Genomic DNA, 21,234 nt, shown 5'->3' with positions numbered 1-21,234 from the left:
AATCATTCGCAGAGTGTAAAGGTATAAGGGAGCTTGACTGCGAGAGCTACAACTCGAGCAGGGACGAAAGTCGGGCTTAGTGATCCGGTGGTTCCGTATGGAAGGGCCATCGCTCAACGGATAAAAGCTACCCTGGGGATAACAGGCTTATCTCCCCCAAGAGTTCACATCGACGGGGAGGTTTGGCACCTCGATGTCGGCTCGTCGCATCCTGGGGCTGTAGTCGGTCCCAAGGGTTGGGCTGTTCGCCCATTAAAGCGGCACGCGAGCTGGGTTCAGAACGTCGTGAGACAGTTCGGTCCCTATCCGTCGCGGGCGTAGGAAATTTGAGAGGATCTGCTCCTAGTACGAGAGGACCAGAGTGGACTTACCGCTGGTGTACCAGTTGTCTTGCCAAAGGCATCGCTGGGTAGCTATGTAGGGAAGGGATAAACGCTGAAAGCATCTAAGTGTGAAACCCACCTCAAGATGAGATTTCCCATGATTTTATATCAGTAAGAGCCCTGAGAGATGATCAGGTAGATAGGTTAGAAGTGGAAGTGTGGCGACACATGTAGCGGACTAATACTAATAGCTCGAGGACTTATCCAAAGTAACTGAGAATACGAAGCGTGAAGGTTTTCTTGGAATTTGATAGATATTCAATTTTGAGTAGGTATTACTCGAAGTTAAGTGACGATAGCCTAGGAGATACACCTGTACCCATGCCGAACACAGAAGTTAAGCCCTAGAACGCCGGAAGTAGTTGGGGGTTGCCCCCTGTGAGATAAGGAAGTCGCTTAGCTAAAGGGAGTTTAGCTCAGCTGGGAGAGCATCTGCCTTACAAGCAGAGGGTCAGCGGTTCGATCCCGTTAACTCCCATTTTAGCGGGTGTAGTTTAGTGGTAAAACTACAGCCTTCCAAGCTGTTGTCGCGAGTTCGATTCTCGTCACCCGCTTTGAACATTTAGTTCATTTACCAAGTTATATAACTTGGGCGCGTAGCTCAGGTGGTTAGAGCGCACGCCTGATAAGCGTGAGGTCGGTGGTTCGAGTCCACTCGTGCCCATTAATAGGAGAATTACTCAAGAGGCTGAAGAGGACGGTTTGCTAAATCGTTAGGTCGGGTAACTGGCGCAAGGGTTCGAATCCCTTATTCTCCGTAATTAGAGCTTGTTAGCTCTTTTTTTGTGCCCTTAATTATCAAATTTGCCCTCTTTGTCAACTGTGGTTGAGTGATAAATACTTACTATCTGGAGCGAAACAAAATGGTTCGCTCTTTTTGTTTTCAAATTTAGGGAGATTCTAGATTTCTGTATTGTTAAAGTCACTGAGTATAAAAGTATTTTTTAATGATTTCGTGGCTTTTTCTTAGCTTTTATCTTTCATTTATATTTTATTTTTTCAATGCGTTAATGCTCTTTTCTTTAATTTCCTGTAAGCTTGTATAATCATTTAACGGTATTATAGGTTAGCTTTAAATAATGGTTTAATCTCTTTTGTTATAGGGTCTTATACGATTTCTCTACAATATATTTAGCTATATAGTATTTATTAAAGGTGTATCGAATATAAGAATTATTGAACTTATTTACTTAGTATTTGTATATAAGATTTTTTTATTTTACCGAATCTCTCAAATATTTGATATAATGTAAGCAAAGCTATGGTCACCATTCATTTCAAGAGGAGATTTTTATGGGTCATAAAAGTATAGTAGGAAGTCTGTTTATTCTTATATTTAGTTTTTTTACAGTTGGTTGTAGTAATCAAAATTCTGAGCTTTCTAGTAAAGATGTTAGTTTATCTACTTCAACTACTAGTAACGAGATAAACTCTGGGGAGTCTAAGAAAGATTATAAAGATTTGTACAAGTCAGTTTTTGATGATTACCAAAAAATATTTTCTACTTCGAATGATTCAACTTCAATTTCAAATCTTTATCAAAGTTTAAAAGCTACTGAACGTCCTATCAATAGTTGGTCTATTGAAAATGCTATAAATCGTTCAGATGATATGCGTTACTCTTTTGTTGATTTAAATGATGATGGGGTTGAGGAGTTACTTGTTGCTGATCTTAATTTAAGTGGAAAATACTTTTTAACTGGAGTGTACTCTTTACAAGAAGGTAAACCTGTGCTTTTAGCAGAAGGATTTGCTGCAGGACATGGTGGAGCTAGGAATGCGGCAATTATTTATCAAGGTGGGGAGATTCTTGAATTAAGTTGGTCGTCAGGAACTGGTAAAGGTTATGGAACTCTTTATAAGTTAAATGAAAAGCAAGAGAGGGCTAGTAAACTTCAGGAAAAAGAATTTCAAATAGAATCTAATTATATTGGATCTAATTTTGGAAAAACTGAATCTGATCAAATCGATTTAAGAGGTTTAGATTGGCAAAAATTTGAAACTTCGACTAGCTCTTCTATCTCCGAGGATAGACAAAAAGCTCCTTGGAATGCAAGCAAATCTGCAAAATTAGAATCCTTCATTAAAGGATGGGGCGAAAGACTAGGTCAACCTAATTACAAAAAAGGTATTTCTGGTGGTGATGTTGGTGCGGATAATCTCTATACCTTTGGAGATGGACCAAGCGAGAAAATGAATGCGGAATACACTGATACAGGTTTAGGTAACGCTAAGTATCGAATTGTGGAACGTTATAGTAACTGGGATAAATACCCGGACGTGCATAGCTACTTTTTTGCGATAACTGATACAGGGGAAGCGATTGTTTTTCATTCTCCAACAACAAATGGTGGTGTCATGTACTTAAAACCGACAGAGAATACAGAGATCCAAGCAGAGTTTAAACGCTTAGTTGAGGAAGAGTAGAAAAATGAAGAGTTTGGTCTTGGCCAAGCTCTTTTTATAAAAATCTCTTTCTTCCATTTTTATGCTTTTTGAGTGTTTAATGGTATACTTGTGTTAAGTTAGATAGAAAAGTGTCATTCGATGATGACTTTATCAGTGAGGAGAATATATGCCAAAAATTGTGAAGTTTCATAGTATTTATTATAGATTTGTTCTATTTATAGTTTTTTTATATCTTTTTGTTGTCTATCAAATTGCTGGGCGAGAAATTCAAGAATTTACTATATTTAATTACGCCTTTAGCTTTCATCAAACACAGTTAGTGTATTGCCTTCTTTTATTAATTTTAGTTGGCATTGGCATAAATTTTCTTTGCCCTTGGAAATTTTCTATATCTCCAAAAGGGATTTATCTTAGAAGATTAGCTTTATTTGTTCCTTGGAGTGATATTAGTGGAGTTTCGCATGTTTGGATTAACAAGGCGAGTAATTTTAGTAGTGGGATTAATTTTTATAACAATAAATGTTTAGTTTTTTATCGTCATGATTACAAGCCAATTTGTGTATATAATATTTCTTTATTGGCTTTATTTGCTGTCAAACTCTTTAATCCTCATCTTAAGACGAATATTCTATCTGCCAGTTTTGCTACTGGGGTTAATATTCTATCAAATGCTTTAATTTTCTTTTATCTTTATTTTTTTGAATTAAGGAATCTTAGTTTTAGTCTTTTCTTACTCTTTTGTTTACTATATTTTATAAAAATTTTTATCATTCCTTTATGTTTGGTTTATAGTCAAAATTCTAAGTATGGTCCTTATCTGGTGCATAGTAGTTTCTTTAAGAGGAATGATTCAGATGTGATTCATGTTTGATTTTATCAAAAAATGACTTTCTGCTTTTGAGTAGAAAGTTTTTATTATTTCGATATCGAAACAGTTGAAAGATGTAATAAATAATGTTACAATGGTTAAAAAGGTTCGATATAGAACAAAAAGGAGTTAAAATGGATAAGATGTTAGGGGGCTACCAAGCTCTACAGATTCGTTTGTTGAATGGGCGTATCTTTCAAAAACTATTGAACAAGGAACCAGATGCTCAATACAGAAGTGAACAGGGAAAAATTTTAACGATTTTGTGGAAGCAAGAGTTGGGGTGCGCTACAGCGACCGATATCGCTCTTGCGACGGGTCTAGCCAATAATACATTGACCAGTATGGTTAAGAAATTGGAAGAACAAGGATTGGTCACGATTCAACCTTGCACGCAGGATAAAAGGAAAAAATATATCTCTTTGACAGACCTTGGTTGGGCGCAAAAAAAATTGGAGACCGTGTTAGTCGGGAACTTGGAGAGATTTTCTACCAAGGCTTTTCAGATCAAGAAATCCGAGAATTTGAGGCCTATCAAGAGAGAATTATCTCAAATCTAAAAGCTAAAGAGAATGACATCTAGGGAAAGGAAGTAACAGTTATGATCGGAATTACAGGTGTAACAGGGAACTTAGGCTCCTATGTGGCTGATCTTATCGATAAAAAAGGAATCGCTTCCGTCCATCTAGCACGAAGCCCAGAGCGTGCAAAAGTTTACGCGTCTGCGGAAATACGTAGAATGTCGTATACAAATACTCCAAAAGTGGTTGAGGCCTTAAAGGGGATCGATATCTTGTTGATGGTTTCTGCTCGGGAAAATCCTGAGCGTGTCAAGGAGCACAAGGAGTTTTTAGATGCTGCAAAGCTAGCAGGAGTAGAGCATATCGTTTATACCTCCTTTTATGGGGCAGATGAGGAGGCAACTTTCACCTTGTCTCGAGATCATGCCCAGACAGAAGCCTATATCAAGGAATTAGGGTTCACCTACACTTTTTTGAGAGATAATTTTTACTTGGACTTCCTGATTGATATGGCGCTTGAAAATGGAGAGATTCGTGGTCCGGCCGGCAGTGGTCTTGTGTCAGCTGTTGCCCGTAAGGACACATCTAGGGCTGCAGCAGAGATTCTTTTAAATCCTAAGGAGTGGGAAAATCAAACCTTGAACTTGACTGGGCCAGAGGATCTTTCCATGGAAGAAATCGTAGCGCTTCTCTCAAAGGAGACGGGTGACGCCATCACGTATGTGGATGAATCAGTAGAAGAAGCTTATGAGTCACGGAAAAAATGGCCAGCACAAACTTGGGAGTACGATGCCTGGGTCAGTACTTATACAGCTATTAAAGTTGGGGAACAGGCTGGGGTTTCAACAGATATCGAAAAAGTCCTAGGGCATCCAGCAAGTAGCCTATTGGATACTCTTAGAGATAGAAAACTTATTGAGGAAAAAAATGATTGAATACAAACATGTAGCCTTGCGCTACACGGATAAGGACATTTTAAAAGATGTCAATCTCCGCATTGAAAATGGAGAGTTCATGGTGCTAGTGGGTCCTTCAGGATCTGGAAAGACCACCATGATCAAGATGATTAACCGTCTTTTGGAACCGACAGATGGCAATATCTACATGGATGGAAAACGCATCAAGGACTATGATGAACGGGAATTACGTCTCAGTACCGGCTATGTCCTTCAAGCTATTGCCCTATTTCCTAATTTGACAGTTGCGGAAAATATAGCATTGATTCCTGAGATGAAGGGCTGGAGCAAGGAGAAAATTGCCTCTAAAACCGAAGAACTCTTGGACAAGGTTGGCCTACCTGCTGCAGATTATGCCCATCGTTTACCAAGCGAGTTATCTGGTGGCGAGCAACAGCGGATTGGTATTGTGCGGGCCATCATTGGGGAACCAAAAATCTTGCTGATGGATGAGCCCTTTTCAGCCTTGGATGCTATCTCTCGCAAGCAGTTGCAAGAATTGACCAAGGCATTACATAAAGAATTCGGCATGACGACCATCTTCGTAACACATGATACGGATGAGGCCTTGAAATTAGGTGACCGAATTGCAGTTTTGCAGGATGGAGAAATTCGTCAGGTCGCAGAACCTGAAACAATTTTACAAGCGCCTGCGACAGACTTTGTCGCAAACTTGTTTGGAGGTAGCCTTCATGTCTAATTTGATTTCAACATTTCAAGAACGTTTTGGGGAATGGTTAATGGCCCTTGGACAACACTTGCAATTGTCTCTTTTGACCTTATTGGTTGCTATTTTTCTGACGATTCCGCTGGCGGTTTATCTAAATAGCCACAAAAAAGTGGCGAATTGGGTGCTACAGGTTGCGGGTATCTTCCAGACCATACCCTCAATGGCTTTATTGGGTCTCTTTATTCCTTTCATGGGAATTGGAACCTTACCAGCCCTCACAGCCCTTGTTATTTACGCTATTTTCCCGATTTTAGAAAATACGATTACAGCCTTGAACGGCATTGATCCTAGTCTTGAGGAGGCAGGGATTGCTTTTGGAATGACCAAGTGGGAGCGACTCAAGAAGTTTGAAATTCCACTGGCCATGCCTGTTATTGTATCGGGAGTTCGAACAGCAACCGTTATGATCATTGGGACAGCAACTCTAGCCGCTCTTGTTGGAGCTGGAGGATTGGGCTCCTTTATCCTTTTGGGAATTGATCGTCGAAATGCCAGTCTGATTTTAATCGGTGCAATCTCATCAGCCATTTTGGCCATTCTCTTTAATGTTGTTCTCAAATGGTTGGAAAAGGCAAAGTTGCGTACAATTGTTGCAGCCTTTGCTGTTATGGTGCTTGGTTTGGGAGCTAGTTATGCTCCAAGCATGATTCCTCAGAAAGAAAAAGAAAATCTGGTTATAGCTGGGAAGTTGGGACCTGAACCTGAAATTCTCATGAATATGTACAAACTTCTCATTGAGGAAAATACGGATATGACGGTGACGGTCAAGCCTAACTTTGGGAAGACAGATTTCCTTTATCAAGCGCTGAAAAAAGGGGACATTGATATCTATCCAGAATTTACAGGGACTATTACAGGTTCTCTCTTGCAGCCAGCTCCTAAAGTGAGCAATGACTCTGAAGAAGTTTTCGAAGCTGCGCGTGATGGTATTAAGAAACAGGATAATCTAGTCTTGCTGAATCACATGGCTTATCAAAACACCTTTGCGATTGCAGTTCCTAAAAGTATTGCGAAAGAATATAATTTGAAGACTATTTCCGATCTTAAGGGAGTTCAAGATAAACTGAAGGCAGGATTCACTCTGGAGTTTAACGACCGTGAGGATGGAAACAAGGGGTTACAGTCTGTTTATGGATTGAATCTAAATGTGGCAACAATGGAGCCAGCTCTTCGCTATGATGCGATCAAATCTGGTGATATTCAGATTATGGAAGTTTACTCGACAGACCCAGAAATCGAACGTTACCAACTTCAAATTTTAGAAGATGATCAACACCTCTTCCCTCCTTATCAAGGCGCTCCACTCATGAAAGCTGAATTACTCGAAAAACATCCGGAGTTGGAAGCTGTTCTTAATAAACTAGCTGGTAAAATCACTGAGAGCCAGATGAGTCAGATAAACTACCAGGTTGGTATTGATGGCAAAGATGCTTATACTGTTGCACATGATTTCTTGGTGGAACAGGGATTATTGAAGAAATGATCAAGAAAGATGAAATACAAGAAACTCTTTTGCGACTCTGCAAGCACTATGGAGAGCAAAATTGGTGGCAATCGGATAACAAACTGGAAGATTTGGTATCGACTATTCTTATCCAGCGAACAACAGAGAAGAATGCCAAGTTAGCTTTAGCTGGTCTTATGGATATCATGACAGTGGAGGGTATCCTAGAGTTATCGCTAGAAGATTTACAGGAACGTATTCGACCTGCTGGATTTTTTAAGCAAAAATCTCAAACGATTAAGGGACTTCTGATCTGGTTAAGAGAAAATGGTGGTTTTGAGGTTCTTGCTAGGATTGGAACAGAAGATTTACGGAAGAAACTTTTAGAGTTAAAAGGGATTGGACCAGAGACTGCAGATGCACTTTTACTTTATCTTTTTGATCGTCCAGTTTTTATTTCGGATGAATATGCGAGAAGACTTTTTCGACGCTTAGGACTTGGAAACTTTAAAACCTATAGTGAAATGCATGCTGTTTATAGTGACGTCTTGGAAGGACTCACTCTCAAACAATGCCAAGAGATTCATGCTGTTATTGATGAGCATGGGAAAGCTTTTAGCAAAAGTAAAGGCCAGTTAGACGAAAGTTGGTTACGATAAAAAAATTCTAAGACAAGAAGTCTTAGAATTTTTTTAGTGAATTTATTGGCTTAAAAATCATAGTTTGATTAGATTATTAAGTGGAAAGTAGATGTAAGATACTCGTGATGAATTGGAATATTTGAATGATAAAATGTCGACTGGTATTTTTCTTTTGAGTGGTATGAAATCTACAGTTGGTGTTTGCTACTTCATCTCTAAAACATCTAAGTAAAAGCTCACTACTTGATCTTCCTTATAAGATTTCCCTTTTTTGAGCCACCAGGTTAGTGTTTCGATAAAATTAGTTACTACAAAATGTTTGAGATAGGAAGTAGGAATATTAGGATAAGAAACTTGCAAATCCTCTGCTACCATGGGATAAACATGGTGTTCCAATTCTTTCTGTAATTGACGGAGGAAGTAGTCATTTTTTGAGAAAAGGAGGCTGGTGACGTGGTCCTGGTTTTTTTTGAAATGTGAAAAGATATGTATCAAGTAAGCCTTTGTAGTTATATTTTCCTCGCGTTCAAAAAGATGATGAAAGAGATAACGGCAGAGCTCATCTAGGAGTAATTCCTTACTCTCATAGTGACTGTAAAAGGTGGAGCGCCCAACGTCTGCGAGGTCAATAATTTCTTGGACTGTGATGTATTCGTAATCTTCTTGATTCAATAATTGTAAAAAAGCAGTATAGATAGCTTTTCGTGTCTTGGTAATGCGGCGGTCTTGACTAGTCATATGGACACTTTGAACAAATTGTTCAGTAACTTACAAAGAGAACAGTTTGCCCCTATCCTTTCTTTTCGGAGTAAGAGATAATACTAGTAAAGGGAATATTTATACTACTATTATACCAAAGGAGGATGAAAAAATGACAATGAAAGGTGCGGTTTGGCTAGCTTTTTTCTTAAATTTGAGTTATGCCATTATCGAGTTTATCGCTGGTGGAGTGTTTAGTTCCAGTGCTGTTCTTGCTGACTCTGTCCATGATCTTGGAGATGCAATTGCAATTGGGGTATCAGCCGTTTTAGAAACAATTTCCAATCGTGAAGAAGATAGTCATTACACCCTAGGTTACAAACGGTTTAGCCTTCTAGGTGCCTTGGTAACGGCTGTGATTCTCATGACAGGGTCCGTTTTGGTTATTTTGGAAAATATAACAAAACTCTTTCATCCACAGCCGGTCAATGATGAGGGAATCCTTTGGTTAGGAATCATAGCGGTCAGTATCAATGTATTGGCGAGTCTAGTAGTTCGTAAGGGAAAAACAAAAAACGAATCCATTCTTAGCCTGCATTTTCTGGAAGATACTCTGGGTTGGCTGGCTGTTATCCTAATGGCCATTGTTCTGCGATTTACCGACTGGTATATTCTGGATCCGCTCTTATCTCTTATCATTTCCTTCTTCATTCTGTCAAAAGCCATTCCTCGTTTTTGGTCTACGCTCAAGATTTTCCTTGATGCAGTGCCAGAAGGAGTGGATATCAAGCAAGTAAAAAGCGACTTGGAGCAATTGGACCACGTTGCTAGTATTAATCAGCTAAACCTCTGGACCATGGATGGTTTGGAAAAAAATGCCATTGTCCATGTTTGTCTCAAAAAGGTGGAGCATATGGAAGTCTGTAAAGAATCAATTCGTGCCATGCTCAAAAATTATGGTTTTCAAAACATCACCATTGAAGTTGATGCTGACCTAGTAACTCACCAAGCCCATAAGCGGAAAATTGAGGAGTTGGAAGTAAGTCAAAGTCATGGACATGAACATCATCATTAATGAGATGTAGTATAAGTGAGCGAAAGCTAAATAAAAAGTGTATACTTAAAGTAGTTAGATACAGAGAGGAAATTTTATGAAATCAGCAGTTTATACTAAAGCTGGGCAAGTTGGTCTAGCAGAAATTGACCGTCCGAAAATTGAGGCGGCAGATGATGCCATTATTCGTATTGTTCGCACTTGTGTTTGTGGTTCAGACCTATGGAGTTACCGAAATCCAGATATTAAAGCGGGACATAAAAATAGTGGACACGAAGCGATTGGAATCGTTGAAGAAACTGGAGAAGCCATTACCACGGTCAAGCCCGGTGATTTTGTGATTGTGCCATTTACTCATGGTTGTGGGGAATGTGATGCCTGTCGGGCTGGATTTGATGGTTCCTGTGACAATCATATTGGAAATAACCTAGGTGGAAATTTCCAAGCTGAATATCTCCGCTTCCACTACGCTAATTGGGCCCTTGTAAAAATTCCTGGACAACCGTCTGACTACACAGAAGGACTGCTTAAATCCCTCTTGACTCTGGCTGATGTCATGCCGACAGGCTATCATGCAGCGCGTGTGGCAGATGTGAAACCAGGTGATAAAGTTGTCGTAATTGGCGATGGGGCTGTTGGGCAATGTGCTGTCATCGCAGCTAAAATTCGTGGCGCTTCACAAATTATCCTCATGAGTCGTCACGAAGATCGTCAAAAGATGGCCTTGGAATCAGGAGCGACAGCTGTTGTAGCTGAGCGAGGAGAAGAAGGCATTGCCAAGGTGCGAGAAATTCTCGGTGGTGGAGCAGACGCCGCTCTTGAGTGCGTCGGTACTGAAGCGGCTGTTGAGCAAGCACTAGGTGTCCTTCATAATGGAGGGCGCATGGGATTTGTAGGAGTTCCACATTATAAGAATCGTGCTCTTGGTTCAACCTTTATGCAAAATATCTCTGTTGCAGGTGGAGCAGCTTCTGCAACAACATACGATAAGCAATTCTTGCTCAAAGCTGTTCTTGATGGTGATATCAATCCAGGTCGTGTCTTTACTTCAAGTTACAAACTAGAAGATATTGACAAAGCATATAAGGCCATGGATGAACGCAAGACCATTAAATCTATGATTGTGATGGATTAAAAAGAAAAACCTAATAGGATTTGAGAAACTCTATTAGGTTTTTTTATGTTCAAGTGTTGTACTTAATACAAGGTACTTTCTCTTAAAGTCAGTTTGGTTCCTAGCATTGTGAGGCTTGGAATTTTACGGCCGTGAAGGACTTCTCTGTTCAAAATATCCATTCCTGTGCGTCCCATTTCTTCGGTGTAGACAGTAATACTAGAAAGTGGTGGGAACACTTGCTTGGTTAGAATAGTATCATTAAAGGAAATAATGCTGACGCGCTCTGGTATGTTGATGCTGGCTTCTTGAAGGGCACGAAGGGCTCCGATTGCCAAACTATCACTAGCTGCAAAAAAGGCCTGTGGAAGCTTATCTCCTAATTTTTCGATAGCCTCTTTCATCAAGTCGTATCCAGATTGGGCAGTAAATAGACCTTGGAAAATGAATTCTTCGTTATAAATTCCCTTTTCTTGTGTATAAGATTTAAAGTAATCTAAGCGTTTATCTGAGATAACTTCTTCTTGGTCAGTAGTAGTTTCAAGACCGGATAGGATACCAACCTTTTTAAGCCCATGATCTGTAAAGTAATCAACCACCTGTCTAACCGCATTATAGAAATCCGTAATGACACAGGTATGACCAAGGGCAATCGTATCACTGTCAAGGAAAACTAGAGGTTTGTGATATTCTTCAAACGAGGCAATCTGTGCTTGGCTAAATTTCCCAATGCAAAGAATCCCAATGACTTCTTCGCTAAGCGTAAAAGGCTGGTCATTAAAATAGCGCAAGATGTCGTAATCTAATTATTGGGCTCTATTTTCAATTCCTAGGCGAATCTGGTAGTAGTAGAGATCTTCTAACTCTCCCTGTTCACTGACCCACTGGATGATAGCGATTTTCTGTTTGAGTTTGTGTGATTCACCTGTTTTGAGATGTTTGGTGTAGCCTAGTTCTTCGGCAACGGTTAAAATACGATGTCTGGTTTCTTCTGTCACAGATAGACTCTGATCGCGATTTAGGACACGGGATACAGTTGCGATCGAGACAGAGGCTAGCTGAGCAATATCTTTGAGTGTAGCCATAATTCCCCTCCTTTTTAGGTTATTATAGCATATTTTTCTTCCTTTTTACTCATAGTTTAGTAAAATATCGGTAAAAATGTTGACCTAAGCAAAACCCTTGGGTACAATAGAAGAAAACGATTACAGGATAAACTTTTTTACCTAATATTTCGTAAAAGGAGAATTCATATGACACAACATCTTACTGCTGAAGCACTTCGCAAGGATTTCCTTGCTGTTTTTGGTCAAGAAGCAGACCAAACCTTCTTTTCGCCAGGGCGCATCAACTTGATTGGGGAACATACTGACTATAACGGTGGTCATGTTTTTCCAGCAGCTATCTCACTTGGAACTTATGGGGCTGCTCGTAAACGTGATGACCAAGTCTTGCGTTTCTACTCAGCAAACTTTGAGGACAAAGGAATTATCGAAGTTCCTCTAGCTGACCTTAAGTTTGAGAAAGAGCACAACTGGACCAACTATCCAAAAGGTGTCCTTCATTTCTTGCAAGAAGCTGGGCATGTGATTGACAAAGGTTTTGATTTCTATGTCTTTGGGAATATCCCAAATGGTGCGGGCTTGTCTTCTTCAGCATCCTTGGAGCTTTTGACTGGTGTCGTAGCAGAATACCTCTTTGACCTAAAATTGGACCGTCTAGACTTAGTTAAAATCGGAAAACTAACAGAAAATAACTTTATCGGTGTTAACTCTGGTATCATGGACCAATTTGCTATCGGTATGGGAGCAGATCAACGAGCTATTTACCTAGATACAAATACTCTAGAATACGACTTGGTTCCACTTGATTTGAAAGACAATGTTGTTGTGATCATGAATACCAATAAGCGTCGTGAACTAGCAGATTCTAAATATAATGAACGCCGTGCTGAATGTGAAAAGGCAGTGGAAGAACTTCAAGTGGCCTTGGATATCCAGACTTTAGGCGAATTGGATGAATGGGCTTTTGATGAATACAGCTACCTGATCAAAGACGCAAATCGTTTGAAACGTGCTCGCCACGCAGTTCTTGAAAATCAACGTACCCTTAAAGCGCAAGCAGCACTTCAAGCGGGAGATTTGGACAAGTTTGGTCGTTTGATGAATGCGTCTCACGTTTCTCTTGAGCATGACTATGAAGTGACTGGCTTGGAATTGGATACTCTTGTTCATACAGCTTGGGCTCAAGAAGGTGTTCTTGGTGCTCGTATGACAGGAGCAGGTTTTGGTGGTTGTGCCATTGCCTTGGTTCAAAAAGATGCGGTTGAAGCCTTCAAGGAAGCTGTTGGCAAACACTATGAGGAAATCGTTGGCTATGCTCCAAGCTTCTATATCGCTGAAGTTGCAGGTGGTACTCGCGTTTTAGACTAGGAGAGCAGTAAATGGACGCTGTAATATTTGATTTAGATGGCTTATTAGCTGATACTGAGATCATTTCTCTAAAAGTTTATCAAGAATTGCTTAGAGATTTTGGAATTCCTTTCACAGAAGAAACTTATTCTAGAGACTACAGTGGACATAGGGAAGAGGAGAATGTTCAACGATTTTTGGACACCTATGATTTACCTTGGAACTTTGACCAAACCTTGGCTAAAGTTTATGAACTGGAAGCTCAAATCTTAGCCAAAGGTGTAAATTTAAAAAAAGGTGCTAAAAATTTGCTTACTTATTTGCAAAGAGAAGGCATTCCAATCGCTTTAGCAACATCAAGTGTTGAATCTCGAGCTAAAATGATTTTGGATAGCAATGGTATATTATCCCTATTTGACCATCTAGTTTTTGCAAAAGATGTAAAGCGAAGCAAACCATACCCTGATATATTTTTAAAGGCTTGTAGTGATTTGAATGTTTTACCAGAGAATTGCTTGGTACTAGAGGATAGTGAAGCAGGGATTGAAGCGGCATCTAGAGCTGGGATTCCAGTTATTTGTATTCCAGATTTAAAAATACCAGCACAGTCTTTCTTAAATAAAACAGAACAAGTTTTTCAGGATTTGGATGCTGTTAGAGACTATTTAGAAAGTAAGAAGGAGGTTTTCTAGTGACCTTAGTAGAAACATTTGTTACCAAAGTCATTGCAGAAAGTACCTTTGAAGAGTTGGATCGTATCTATATGACCAATCGTGTCTTGGCTTTGGTTGGAGATGGTGCTCTGGAAGTTAAGACTGACCAAGATAATTTGATTGACCTTAAAGATCAGCTTGTTGAGGAAGCAGTTCGCTTGGAAACGATTGAAGATAGTCTGGCTGCGCGTGAGATTCTCGGTGCCGACCTCATGGACTTGGTAACCCCTTGTCCAAGTCAGGTCAATCGTGATTTTTGGTCTACCTATGCCCAGTCGCCAGAGCAGGCGATTGCGGATTTCTACCAACTCAGTCAGAAGAATGACTACATCAAACTAAAGGCCATCGCAAAGAATATTGCTTATCGTGTACCGTCTGACTATGGTGAACTGGAGATTACCATCAATCTGTCTAAGCCTGAAAAGGATCCAAAGGAGATCGCGGCTGCTAAGTTAGTCAAGTCTAGCAACTATCCTCAATGTCAGCTCTGTATGGAAAATGAAGGCTACCATGGTCGTGTCAATCATCCTGCTAGAAGCAATCATCGCATCATTCGTTTTGATATTTCTGGGCAGGAGTGGGGCTTCCAGTATTCGCCTTACGCTTACTTTAATGAGCACTGTATTTTCCTAGACAGCCAACATCGTCCCATGGCTATTAGTCGTCAAAGTTTTGAGCGTTTGTTAGCAATTGTGGAGCAGTTCCCAGGCTATTTTGCAGGCTCGAATGCGGACCTACCTATCGTAGGTGGTTCAATCTTGACCCATGATCATTACCAAGGTGGGCGCCATGTATTCCCAATGGAAGTGGCTCCTTTACAGAAAAGTTTTACCTTTGAAGGTTTTGAATCTGTCAAAGCAGGGATTGTTCAGTGGCCTATGTCCGTCATTCGATTGACCTCAGATTCAAAATACGATTTGACCAATCTTGCTGAGAAAATCTTACTTTCTTGGCGTCGGTACTCAGATCCAAGTATGCAGGTCTTAGCGGAAAGCAATGGAATACCGCATCACACCATCACACCGATAGCCCGTAAACGAGATGGGCAGTTTGAGTTGGATTTGGTCTTGCGGGACAATCAAACCTCTCCAGAGCATCCAGACGGCATCTATCATCCTCATAAGGATGTCCAACATATCAAGAAGGAAAATATCGGCTTGATAGAGGTCATGGGTTTGGCAATCTTGCCACCACGATTGAAGGAAGAAGTGGAGCAAGTAGCAACTTACCTAGTCGGAGAGGATGTTCCAGTTGCAGATTATCACAAAAAATGGGCAGATGAGTTGAAAGAAAGTCATCCTGGATTGACTGATAAAGACCAAGCTCTTGAAATCGTCCAAGAATCTGTAGGTAAAATCTTCGCTCGGGTATTGGAAGATGCAGGAGTTTATAAGCAAACAGAAGAAGGACAAGCAGCCTTTATGCGCTTTGTCGAGCAGGTTGGTATTTTGCCCGAATAAGTGCTTCTCCCTTGCGTAGAGTCTTGAAAAGTAGTATCATAGTGTCGTTTGAAACATCAGGAGGAAAGTATGAAAGATTTTCACTTTGACGCTATATCTGCCTTTGAAAACTACGAAATTGAAAAAATGAGAGATGGTCACGTTGTGGTGACGACAAAAGTAGTGGACTCCTCACTCAACTATTATGGGAATGCCCATGGAGGCTATCTATTTACCCTTTGTGACCAAATCAGTGGACTTGTGGTGATTTCGCTTGGCTTAGATGGAGTGACGCTCCAGTCTTCTATCAACTATCTGAAAGCTGGAAATCTAGGGGACCTTCTCACTATCAAAGGAGAATGTGTCCATCATGGACGTACCACTTGTGTCGTCGATGTTGATATCACTAACCAAGAAGGCCGAAATGTCTGCAAGGCAACCTTCACCATGTTTGTTACAGGCCAACGATCTGAAGATAGACAGGTGAGGATATAAATTAAAATGAGTAGATAGCTACGCCCTAAAAACCCAGAGTGTGTTTACTATCCACAACTCTATAAATTTTAATACATTTAAAAAGCGAGGTCTGATGACTTCGCTTTTATTTTATAGGGAAGAAAGTAAGTAAGAGCCAATAAAATAACAGAGCAATAGCGCCAATTCCAAGGCCAAAAAGAATGGGAAGCGTGATTCTTTGGTAGGGAGCTTTACCCCTTTCTTCAGCTTCTTCAATCTCGCTTAGGTTACGTCCTTGAACATAGGCAACAATCTGTCGGTAGGTGCGAAGATTATGCTGTTTCTTGAATTTTTCAATGCGTAGGGCGTAGAACATAGCGATAGCAAAAATCAAGCAACTAATAGCGATACCGTACCAATCCAAATAAAGAATTAAGGGTATGCTGATGATAGGAAAACCAAATAGCAGTATGCTAACGATTATTCCATCTTTTTGATAACGTATAAACTCTTGATCGTGAATAATTTGTTTCATAGTTTCCAAATCTCCTTTTACTAGTTTGTCCAATGACACTTCAAAGATCTTGCTCAGCAAGAGTAGGTTTTGAATATCAGGGTAAGTCGCGCCGCGTTCCCAGTTGGAAATGGATTGGCGACTGACAAAAATTATTTCAGCTAAATCATCTTGAGATAATTTTTTCTCTTTACGATAGCGCTGGATTTGTTTTCCGACTTGCATAAAATTTCCTCGCTTTCTGATTTCATTCTACTCAATTATACAAAAAACGGCTATCAAAGTTCTTTGACATACTGATTTCATAGGCTTTAGCAAAGATTTTGGTCAATGGATTTACAGGTCTGTCAATTCATGTTTACCTACTGAAAAAGAGGCTATCAGCCTCCTTTTTCTTATTCACTAAATCTTAAAAAATAGCCATCTGGGTCTAAAACTGCAAATTCATGAGGATAGATATATTGTTCACCAACACGAAATTCTCTTTTGGTCAAAGGACGATGAATAGGATAGTTAGACTCTATTACTTTCTGATAGAGTCGAGGGACATCCTCTATGCCAAAGGAGATGTTGACTCCACGACCAAAGGGGTAGTTTAGTTCAGCTAGTTCCTCCTTACTCCCCTCCTCTAGCATTAGTTGGCAATCTTCAAGAGATAGGAAGAGAAAGTTTTCTTCTGGTCGTTCGTATTCGATAGTAAAACCCAACAAATCACAGTAGAAGGAACGGGACTGTTCTATATTTGAGACCATAAACTCGGGAATAACTGCATTGTAGTCCATAAAGAAACTCCTTACAATTCAATCTCCAAGACAATCGGTGTATGGTCTTGGCGTGCGCCTGAGTCAATCATATCTGACTTGGTAACCTTGTCTGCCACACGGTTACTTGTGAGCCAGTAGTCGATTCTCCAGCCTGTGTTGTTGATTTTTGAAGTTTTGCTGCGTTGTGCCCACCAAGTATAGCGTTCTGGCACATCGCCATGGATATGGCGGAAGGTATCTGTAAATCCTTTGGCTAAAAGGTTTGTAAATCCTTCACGTTCTTCGTCTGTGAAACCTGGTGAACGACGGTTGCTGGCTGGGTTGGCAAGGTCAATTTCCTTGTGGGCAACGTTGTAGTCTCCAGTTGCTAGGACAGGCTTTTGCTTGTCTAGTTCAGCCAAGTATTCCGCATATTTGACGTCCCAGACTTGACGTTCTTCCAAGCGTTTGAGACCATCCCCAGCATTTGGTGTGTAGACCTGAGTCACGAAAAATGTATCAAATTCCAAAGTAATGATGCGGCCTTCCAAGTCCATAGTAGAAGGTGCGCCAATTTCTGGGAAGCTAACAGTTGGGGTCAGTTCTTTCTTATAGAGGAACATGGTTCCAGCATAGCCTTTACGGGCAGGCTCTTGAGAGGAACGCCAGGTGTTTTCGTAACCTGGGAAGAGTTCTTTCAGTACCTCAAGGTGTTTTTTTGTAGGGCCTTTTGCTGAAAGCTTGGTTTCTTGGATAGCGATAATATCAGCATCTTCGGCTACCAAGGTTTGGAGGACGTCTTGTGACAATTTCGCACGCGCAGAGTCACTCGTCAACGCTGCATTGAGGGAATCAATGTTCCATGAGATTAGTTTCATAGTGTGTACCTTTTCTAGATGTATTTCTTATATTTTATCAAAAAAAAGTAAAGCCAGCGAGTTTCTAGTTCGTAAACTCACTCTTTAAACTTTATCCTTAGAAAACAAAAATTCTCGCAACTATTTTGAAAAAAATCTAAATAGTTCTTGTATTTGGAGTGGAAAGGTATATAATATTATTTAGAAAAACATCTAAATAGAAAGTGAAGTTACAAATATGTCAAATAAGAGAACAATCCTTCTTTTTGTGGTCTTGTCTTATGGTCTTGCTTGGATAATATGGTTGGCACTATGGATAAGTGGTATTGGACTAAATTCTCCATGGAGTCAGCTTGCTAGTATTGTGGCCATGTGGATGCCTGCGCTTGCAGTCTTTCTCTTAGGGAAAATAACGAAAAAACCTAGTGGAATCAAGTCTAAATTAGTCGTGAATCTCAAGAGGAACTGGCGCTTTTACTTACTAGCTATCTGGTTGCCAGCAGTTATCAGTTTCTTAGGAGCAGGACTTTATTTTCTTGTATTTCCTAACAATTTCAGCCTTGGTTTTGAATTTATTCAAGCCATCTTACAAGAAAAAGGAGTACTTCAATCACCGATCCCCCTATCTTCCTTGGTCTTGATTCAAATGCTAGCTAGTTTAACCTACGCTCCTTTTCTTAATAGCTTATTTGCATTGGGAGAGGAAATTGGTTGGCGTGGTTATCTTTACCCAGCTCTAAGAGAACGCTTTTCACTAGTACAGACTCATGTCTTGCTTGGTCTCATTTGGAGTCTATGGCATTTACCAATCAATTTGCAAGGCTATAATTATGGACTAACTTATTTTTCATATCCCGTTTTGGGAATTGTTGCCATGTTTCTATTTTGTTTTAGCATAGGAATATTGTTGAGTTGGTTGATGGAAAAAACAGGATCTATCTGGGCTTCAGCACTATTTCATGGGGCAATCAATGCAACTGCAGGTTTTGGATTACTCTTTCAACTGCCTGGAGAAAAAGCTTCAAGCCTCTTGATTTTTGGTCCGTCACCAGCAGGATTGATAGCAGTGCTACCCTGCTTATTCCTTGCCTTACTGATATTGCGAATAGAAAGGAAGCACCATGAGTTTTGCAAATAGCTTTAAAGCTTTATCTCATCCAGTCAGGAGGGAGATTTTGAATTTGCTTAAAACAGGCAGATTATCTGCAGGAGAAATTGCCAGTCATTTTGAGTTAACTGGTGCAACAATTTCACACCACCTTACGATTTTGAAAGCAGCGGATTTGATTCGTGAAATGAAAGAGAAAAACTTTATTTATTATGAGTTAAATACATCAGTTTTAGAGGATATGATGGTGTGGTTAGCAGAACTGAAAGGAGATTTTTAGATGAAGATAAAAATCAATAAGAAATTGGTATTATATACTAGCCTTCTTATCTTACTGCCTACCCTTGTAGGTTGTGTTCTCTGGTTTCAACTACCAGAGAAGATGCCGACTCATTTTAATCTACTGGGACAAGCAGATGGCTACGATCATAAAATGTTTGCTATCTTTGGATTACCGGCTCTCATGCTTTTGATGCATTGGTTGATTCTATTCTTGATGATCAAGGATCCTAAGTCCAGCAATATTAGTTCAAAAATACAACTTTTGATTTACTGGATTATTCCTTTTGTATCTTGTCTATCGATGATTTCTATCTACGGAGTATCTTTGGGTTATTCTATGATGAGTGGAATTCTAGCTCAGATTTTTATGGGAGTCATCATGATTGTAATTGGAAATTATCTACCCAAAACACGCCGAAATTATATAATCGGTATTCGACTTCCGTGGACTTTGGAGAATGATGAGAACTGGAGCAAAACGCATCGCATAGCTGGAAAAATTTGGGTATTAGGAGGATTGTTATTGTTTCTAAATGCCTTTGTTCAGCTATATGTTTACTGGGTATTCTTCTTGACACTTTTCTTTGTAGTGATAATTCCTAGTGTCTATTCTTATCAATTATCAAAATCAGAATCTTGAAATAGGTATTTGAGTCGTTAGTTAGAGAAGTTGGTCTGATACGCGTAATTCCCCAACGTATAGTTTGAAAAATCAAGGTCATTCCTTTATAATAAAGAATGATTTATGTAAAGGATTGAAAACAAATGAAATTTTACTCATATGAATATGTCTTGAGCCAGATTGGCCAACAAAATAGTGTCATGATTGGTTTTGGAGTATTCTTGCTTGCCATCACTGGATTTTTTGCTTTTAAGGCTTACCGCGACCATCGAGGAACCAAGTTTCGCGAGTTGGTGATGATCTCGTCTTTGGCTTTACTGGCTGTCATTCTCGGTATTATATCTACATATCAGTCAAATCAAGCTTCCAACAACCAATTTCAAACTTCACTTCATTTTATAGAAGTTGTTTCTGAGGATTTAGGGGTGGATAAATCAGAGGTCTACGTCAATACTTCTGCAACGACAGATGGTGCCCTTCTCAAGGTAGGAGACAAATTCTACCGTGCCTTAAGCGGCAGTGAGCCGGATAAATATCTCTTGGAAAAACTTGACTTGTATCAAACAAGTGACATTGAATTAGTGGAGGCAAACAAATGACATTTAACTATATCGAAATTCTGATTAAACTGGCTTTAGGTCTTGTATCTCTTGTCTTTGTTATCAACGTGACAGGGAAGGGAAATCTAGCGCCCAACTCAGCAATTGACCAAATCCAAAACTATGTTCTTGGGGGAATCATCGGTGGAGTTATCTATAATAGCTCTATTACCATCCTTCAGTATGCAGTTATCTTGATTATGTGGACGATTTTAGTTTTGCTTCTCAAGTGGCTCACTAATAACGTTGACTTTGTAAAACAAATGATTGATGGAAAACCAACCCTACTCATCAAAAATGGGGAAATCGATCCAGAAGCCTGTCGATCTGTTGGCTTATCAGCTTCTGACGTAGCCCTTAAACTTCGTAGTCAAGGTATCTTCCAGCTTAAAGAAGTCAAGCGTGCTGTCCAAGAGCAAAACGGTCAGCTGATTGTAGTACAAAATGGAGATGAAAATCCTAAGTTTCCTGTCATCACAGATGGTGTCATTCAGTCGGATGTCCTCGATACTCTCAGCTTAACGGAAGAATGGCTCATAGATCATCTGAATAAGCAAGGGTATGATAATGTGGCCAATATCTTTATCGCTGAGTATGACAAGGGTCAACTAAGTGTCGTCACCTATGAATAAGAAAAACCTGGGGTTCATGCCTCAGGTTTCCATTTGTCA

General features: G+C 39.9%; 21 protein-coding genes, 4 tRNA genes, 2 rRNA genes and 2 pseudogenes. 24 read left to right on the top strand and 5 right to left on the bottom strand.

The annotated features are described in order from the left end of the window. From HMPREF1116_RS0102150 to HMPREF1116_RS05810, 13 genes and pseudogenes are all read left to right on the top strand, one after another. A 23S ribosomal RNA gene (locus HMPREF1116_RS0102150) occupies window positions 1–591 on the top strand; the annotation flags it as partial. Between the two features lie 77 nt (window positions 592–668). Then, window positions 669–784, top strand: a 5S ribosomal RNA gene (rrf, locus tag HMPREF1116_RS05865). Between the two features lie 4 nt (window positions 785–788). Beyond that, window positions 789–861: transfer RNA gene (locus tag HMPREF1116_RS05860), tRNA-Val, on the top strand. 5 nt (window positions 862–866) lie between these two features. Next, window positions 867–937: transfer RNA gene (locus HMPREF1116_RS05855), tRNA-Gly, on the top strand. A gap of 36 nt (window positions 938–973) precedes the next feature. Next, window positions 974–1,047 (top strand) — tRNA-Ile (locus HMPREF1116_RS05850). Between the two features lie 6 nt (window positions 1,048–1,053). Continuing rightward, window positions 1,054–1,141, top strand: a tRNA-Ser gene (locus HMPREF1116_RS05845). A 535-nt stretch (window positions 1,142–1,676) separates the two neighbouring features. Further along, window positions 1,677–2,810 carry a DUF4767 domain-containing protein gene (locus HMPREF1116_RS05840; protein ID WP_000509911.1) on the top strand — a complete coding sequence of 378 codons (1,134 nt, stop codon included), beginning with the start codon at window positions 1,677–1,679 and terminating at the stop codon, window positions 2,808–2,810. Window positions 2,811–2,958: 148 nt separating this feature from the next. Beyond that, a complete protein-coding gene (locus HMPREF1116_RS05835; protein WP_001124475.1) occupies window positions 2,959–3,663 on the top strand; it encodes a hypothetical protein in 705 nt (234 codons plus the stop codon). 131 nt (window positions 3,664–3,794) lie between these two features. Next, window positions 3,795–4,243: pseudogene (locus tag HMPREF1116_RS05830) on the top strand (MarR family winged helix-turn-helix transcriptional regulator). 18 nt (window positions 4,244–4,261) lie between these two features. Beyond that, window positions 4,262–5,116 (top strand): SDR family oxidoreductase, encoded by an 855-nt coding sequence (locus tag HMPREF1116_RS05825; RefSeq protein WP_000579478.1) that lies wholly within the window; start codon window positions 4,262–4,264, stop codon window positions 5,114–5,116. After that, window positions 5,109–5,837, top strand: a complete 729-nt coding sequence (locus HMPREF1116_RS05820) for an ABC transporter ATP-binding protein (protein WP_000575201.1) — start codon at window positions 5,109–5,111, stop codon at window positions 5,835–5,837. Before HMPREF1116_RS05825 ends, HMPREF1116_RS05820 begins: the two co-directional genes overlap by 8 nt. Then, on the top strand, window positions 5,830–7,350 hold the full coding sequence (locus HMPREF1116_RS05815; RefSeq protein WP_000067275.1) for an ABC transporter permease/substrate-binding protein: 1,521 nt from the start codon (window positions 5,830–5,832) through the stop codon (window positions 7,348–7,350). Before HMPREF1116_RS05820 ends, HMPREF1116_RS05815 begins: the two co-directional genes overlap by 8 nt. Then, window positions 7,347–7,970, top strand: coding sequence for an endonuclease III domain-containing protein (locus tag HMPREF1116_RS05810; RefSeq protein ID WP_000591538.1), 624 nt, complete (start codon window positions 7,347–7,349; stop codon window positions 7,968–7,970). The genes HMPREF1116_RS05815 and HMPREF1116_RS05810 overlap by 4 nt, the downstream gene beginning before the upstream one ends. Window positions 7,971–8,156: 186 nt before the next feature. Here HMPREF1116_RS05810 and HMPREF1116_RS05805 read toward each other — a convergent pair whose 3' ends face one another. Continuing rightward, window positions 8,157–8,690 carry a TetR/AcrR family transcriptional regulator gene (locus tag HMPREF1116_RS05805; RefSeq protein WP_000203762.1) on the bottom strand — a complete coding sequence of 178 codons (534 nt, stop codon included), beginning with the start codon at window positions 8,688–8,690 and terminating at the stop codon, window positions 8,157–8,159. A gap of 133 nt (window positions 8,691–8,823) precedes the next feature. Between HMPREF1116_RS05805 and HMPREF1116_RS05800 the strand changes: the two genes are divergently transcribed. Beyond that, complete coding sequence (locus tag HMPREF1116_RS05800) at window positions 8,824–9,726, top strand: cation diffusion facilitator family transporter (protein ID WP_000178033.1); 903 nt, start codon at window positions 8,824–8,826, stop codon at window positions 9,724–9,726. A 76-nt stretch (window positions 9,727–9,802) separates the two neighbouring features. Further along, complete coding sequence (locus HMPREF1116_RS05795; protein ID WP_000833727.1) at window positions 9,803–10,840, top strand: zinc-binding dehydrogenase; 1,038 nt, start codon at window positions 9,803–9,805, stop codon at window positions 10,838–10,840. 62 nt (window positions 10,841–10,902) lie between these two features. Here HMPREF1116_RS05795 and HMPREF1116_RS05790 read toward each other — a convergent pair. After that, a pseudogene (locus HMPREF1116_RS05790) lies at window positions 10,903–11,904 on the bottom strand (LacI family DNA-binding transcriptional regulator). A 168-nt stretch (window positions 11,905–12,072) separates the two neighbouring features. Here HMPREF1116_RS05790 and HMPREF1116_RS05785 point away from each other — a divergent pair. The 4 genes from HMPREF1116_RS05785 to HMPREF1116_RS05770 all read left to right on the top strand — a co-directional run bounded on the left by HMPREF1116_RS05785 (window position 12,073) and on the right by HMPREF1116_RS05770 (window position 15,877). Next, entirely contained in the window at window positions 12,073–13,251 is a 1,179-nt protein-coding gene (locus HMPREF1116_RS05785) for a galactokinase (protein WP_000191955.1), read from the top strand. 11 nt (window positions 13,252–13,262) lie between these two features. Continuing rightward, a complete protein-coding gene (locus tag HMPREF1116_RS05780; RefSeq protein WP_000340247.1) occupies window positions 13,263–13,922 on the top strand; it encodes an HAD family hydrolase in 660 nt (219 codons plus the stop codon). Then, window positions 13,922–15,403: a UDP-glucose--hexose-1-phosphate uridylyltransferase gene (locus HMPREF1116_RS05775; protein ID WP_000177031.1), complete on the top strand. Its 1,482-nt coding sequence runs from the start codon at window positions 13,922–13,924 to the stop codon at window positions 15,401–15,403. Before HMPREF1116_RS05780 ends, HMPREF1116_RS05775 begins: the two co-directional genes overlap by 1 nt. A 69-nt stretch (window positions 15,404–15,472) precedes the next feature. After that, the gene (locus tag HMPREF1116_RS05770) at window positions 15,473–15,877 is read left to right on the top strand and encodes a PaaI family thioesterase (protein ID WP_000651200.1); all 405 of its coding nucleotides are present in this window, start codon (window positions 15,473–15,475) and stop codon (window positions 15,875–15,877) included. 106 nt (window positions 15,878–15,983) lie between these two features. On the opposite strand, the gene HMPREF1116_RS05765 is transcribed toward HMPREF1116_RS05770, so the two are convergent. From HMPREF1116_RS05765 to HMPREF1116_RS05755, 3 genes are all read right to left on the bottom strand, one after another. Beyond that, complete coding sequence (locus HMPREF1116_RS05765) at window positions 15,984–16,577, bottom strand: helix-turn-helix domain-containing protein (protein ID WP_001195901.1); 594 nt, start codon at window positions 16,575–16,577, stop codon at window positions 15,984–15,986. A gap of 170 nt (window positions 16,578–16,747) precedes the next feature. Then, on the bottom strand, window positions 16,748–17,134 hold the full coding sequence (locus tag HMPREF1116_RS05760; RefSeq protein WP_000386133.1) for a bleomycin resistance protein: 387 nt from the start codon (window positions 17,132–17,134) through the stop codon (window positions 16,748–16,750). A gap of 11 nt (window positions 17,135–17,145) precedes the next feature. Beyond that, complete coding sequence (locus tag HMPREF1116_RS05755) at window positions 17,146–17,973, bottom strand: exodeoxyribonuclease III (protein ID WP_000767436.1); 828 nt, start codon at window positions 17,971–17,973, stop codon at window positions 17,146–17,148. Between the two features lie 217 nt (window positions 17,974–18,190). Here HMPREF1116_RS05755 and HMPREF1116_RS05750 point away from each other — a divergent pair, with 217 nt between their 5' ends. The 5 genes from HMPREF1116_RS05750 to HMPREF1116_RS05730 all read left to right on the top strand — a co-directional run bounded on the left by HMPREF1116_RS05750 (window position 18,191) and on the right by HMPREF1116_RS05730 (window position 21,195). Next, entirely contained in the window at window positions 18,191–19,090 is a 900-nt protein-coding gene (locus HMPREF1116_RS05750) for a CPBP family intramembrane glutamic endopeptidase (RefSeq protein ID WP_000066799.1), read from the top strand. Continuing rightward, window positions 19,074–19,340, top strand: coding sequence for an autorepressor SdpR family transcription factor (locus tag HMPREF1116_RS05745; RefSeq protein WP_000006514.1), 267 nt, complete (start codon window positions 19,074–19,076; stop codon window positions 19,338–19,340). The genes HMPREF1116_RS05750 and HMPREF1116_RS05745 overlap by 17 nt, the downstream gene beginning before the upstream one ends. Beyond that, entirely contained in the window at window positions 19,341–19,982 is a 642-nt protein-coding gene (locus tag HMPREF1116_RS05740; protein WP_000694126.1) for an SdpI family protein, read from the top strand. Window positions 19,983–20,107: 125 nt separating this feature from the next. Then, window positions 20,108–20,563 (top strand): DUF3290 family protein, encoded by a 456-nt coding sequence (locus HMPREF1116_RS05735; RefSeq protein ID WP_000675345.1) that lies wholly within the window; start codon window positions 20,108–20,110, stop codon window positions 20,561–20,563. Beyond that, the gene (locus tag HMPREF1116_RS05730; RefSeq protein ID WP_000143808.1) at window positions 20,560–21,195 is read left to right on the top strand and encodes a DUF421 domain-containing protein; all 636 of its coding nucleotides are present in this window, start codon (window positions 20,560–20,562) and stop codon (window positions 21,193–21,195) included. The genes HMPREF1116_RS05735 and HMPREF1116_RS05730 overlap by 4 nt, the downstream gene beginning before the upstream one ends. The last annotated feature ends 39 nt before the right edge of the window (window positions 21,196–21,234 follow it).

Origin of the sequence: Streptococcus sp. SK140 (assembly GCF_000259525.1) — a bacterium.
Taxonomy (GTDB): Bacteria; Bacillota; Bacilli; order Lactobacillales; family Streptococcaceae; genus Streptococcus.
Note: the sequence above shows the minus strand (reverse complement) of the source record. Positions and strands in the feature narration are given on the sequence as shown.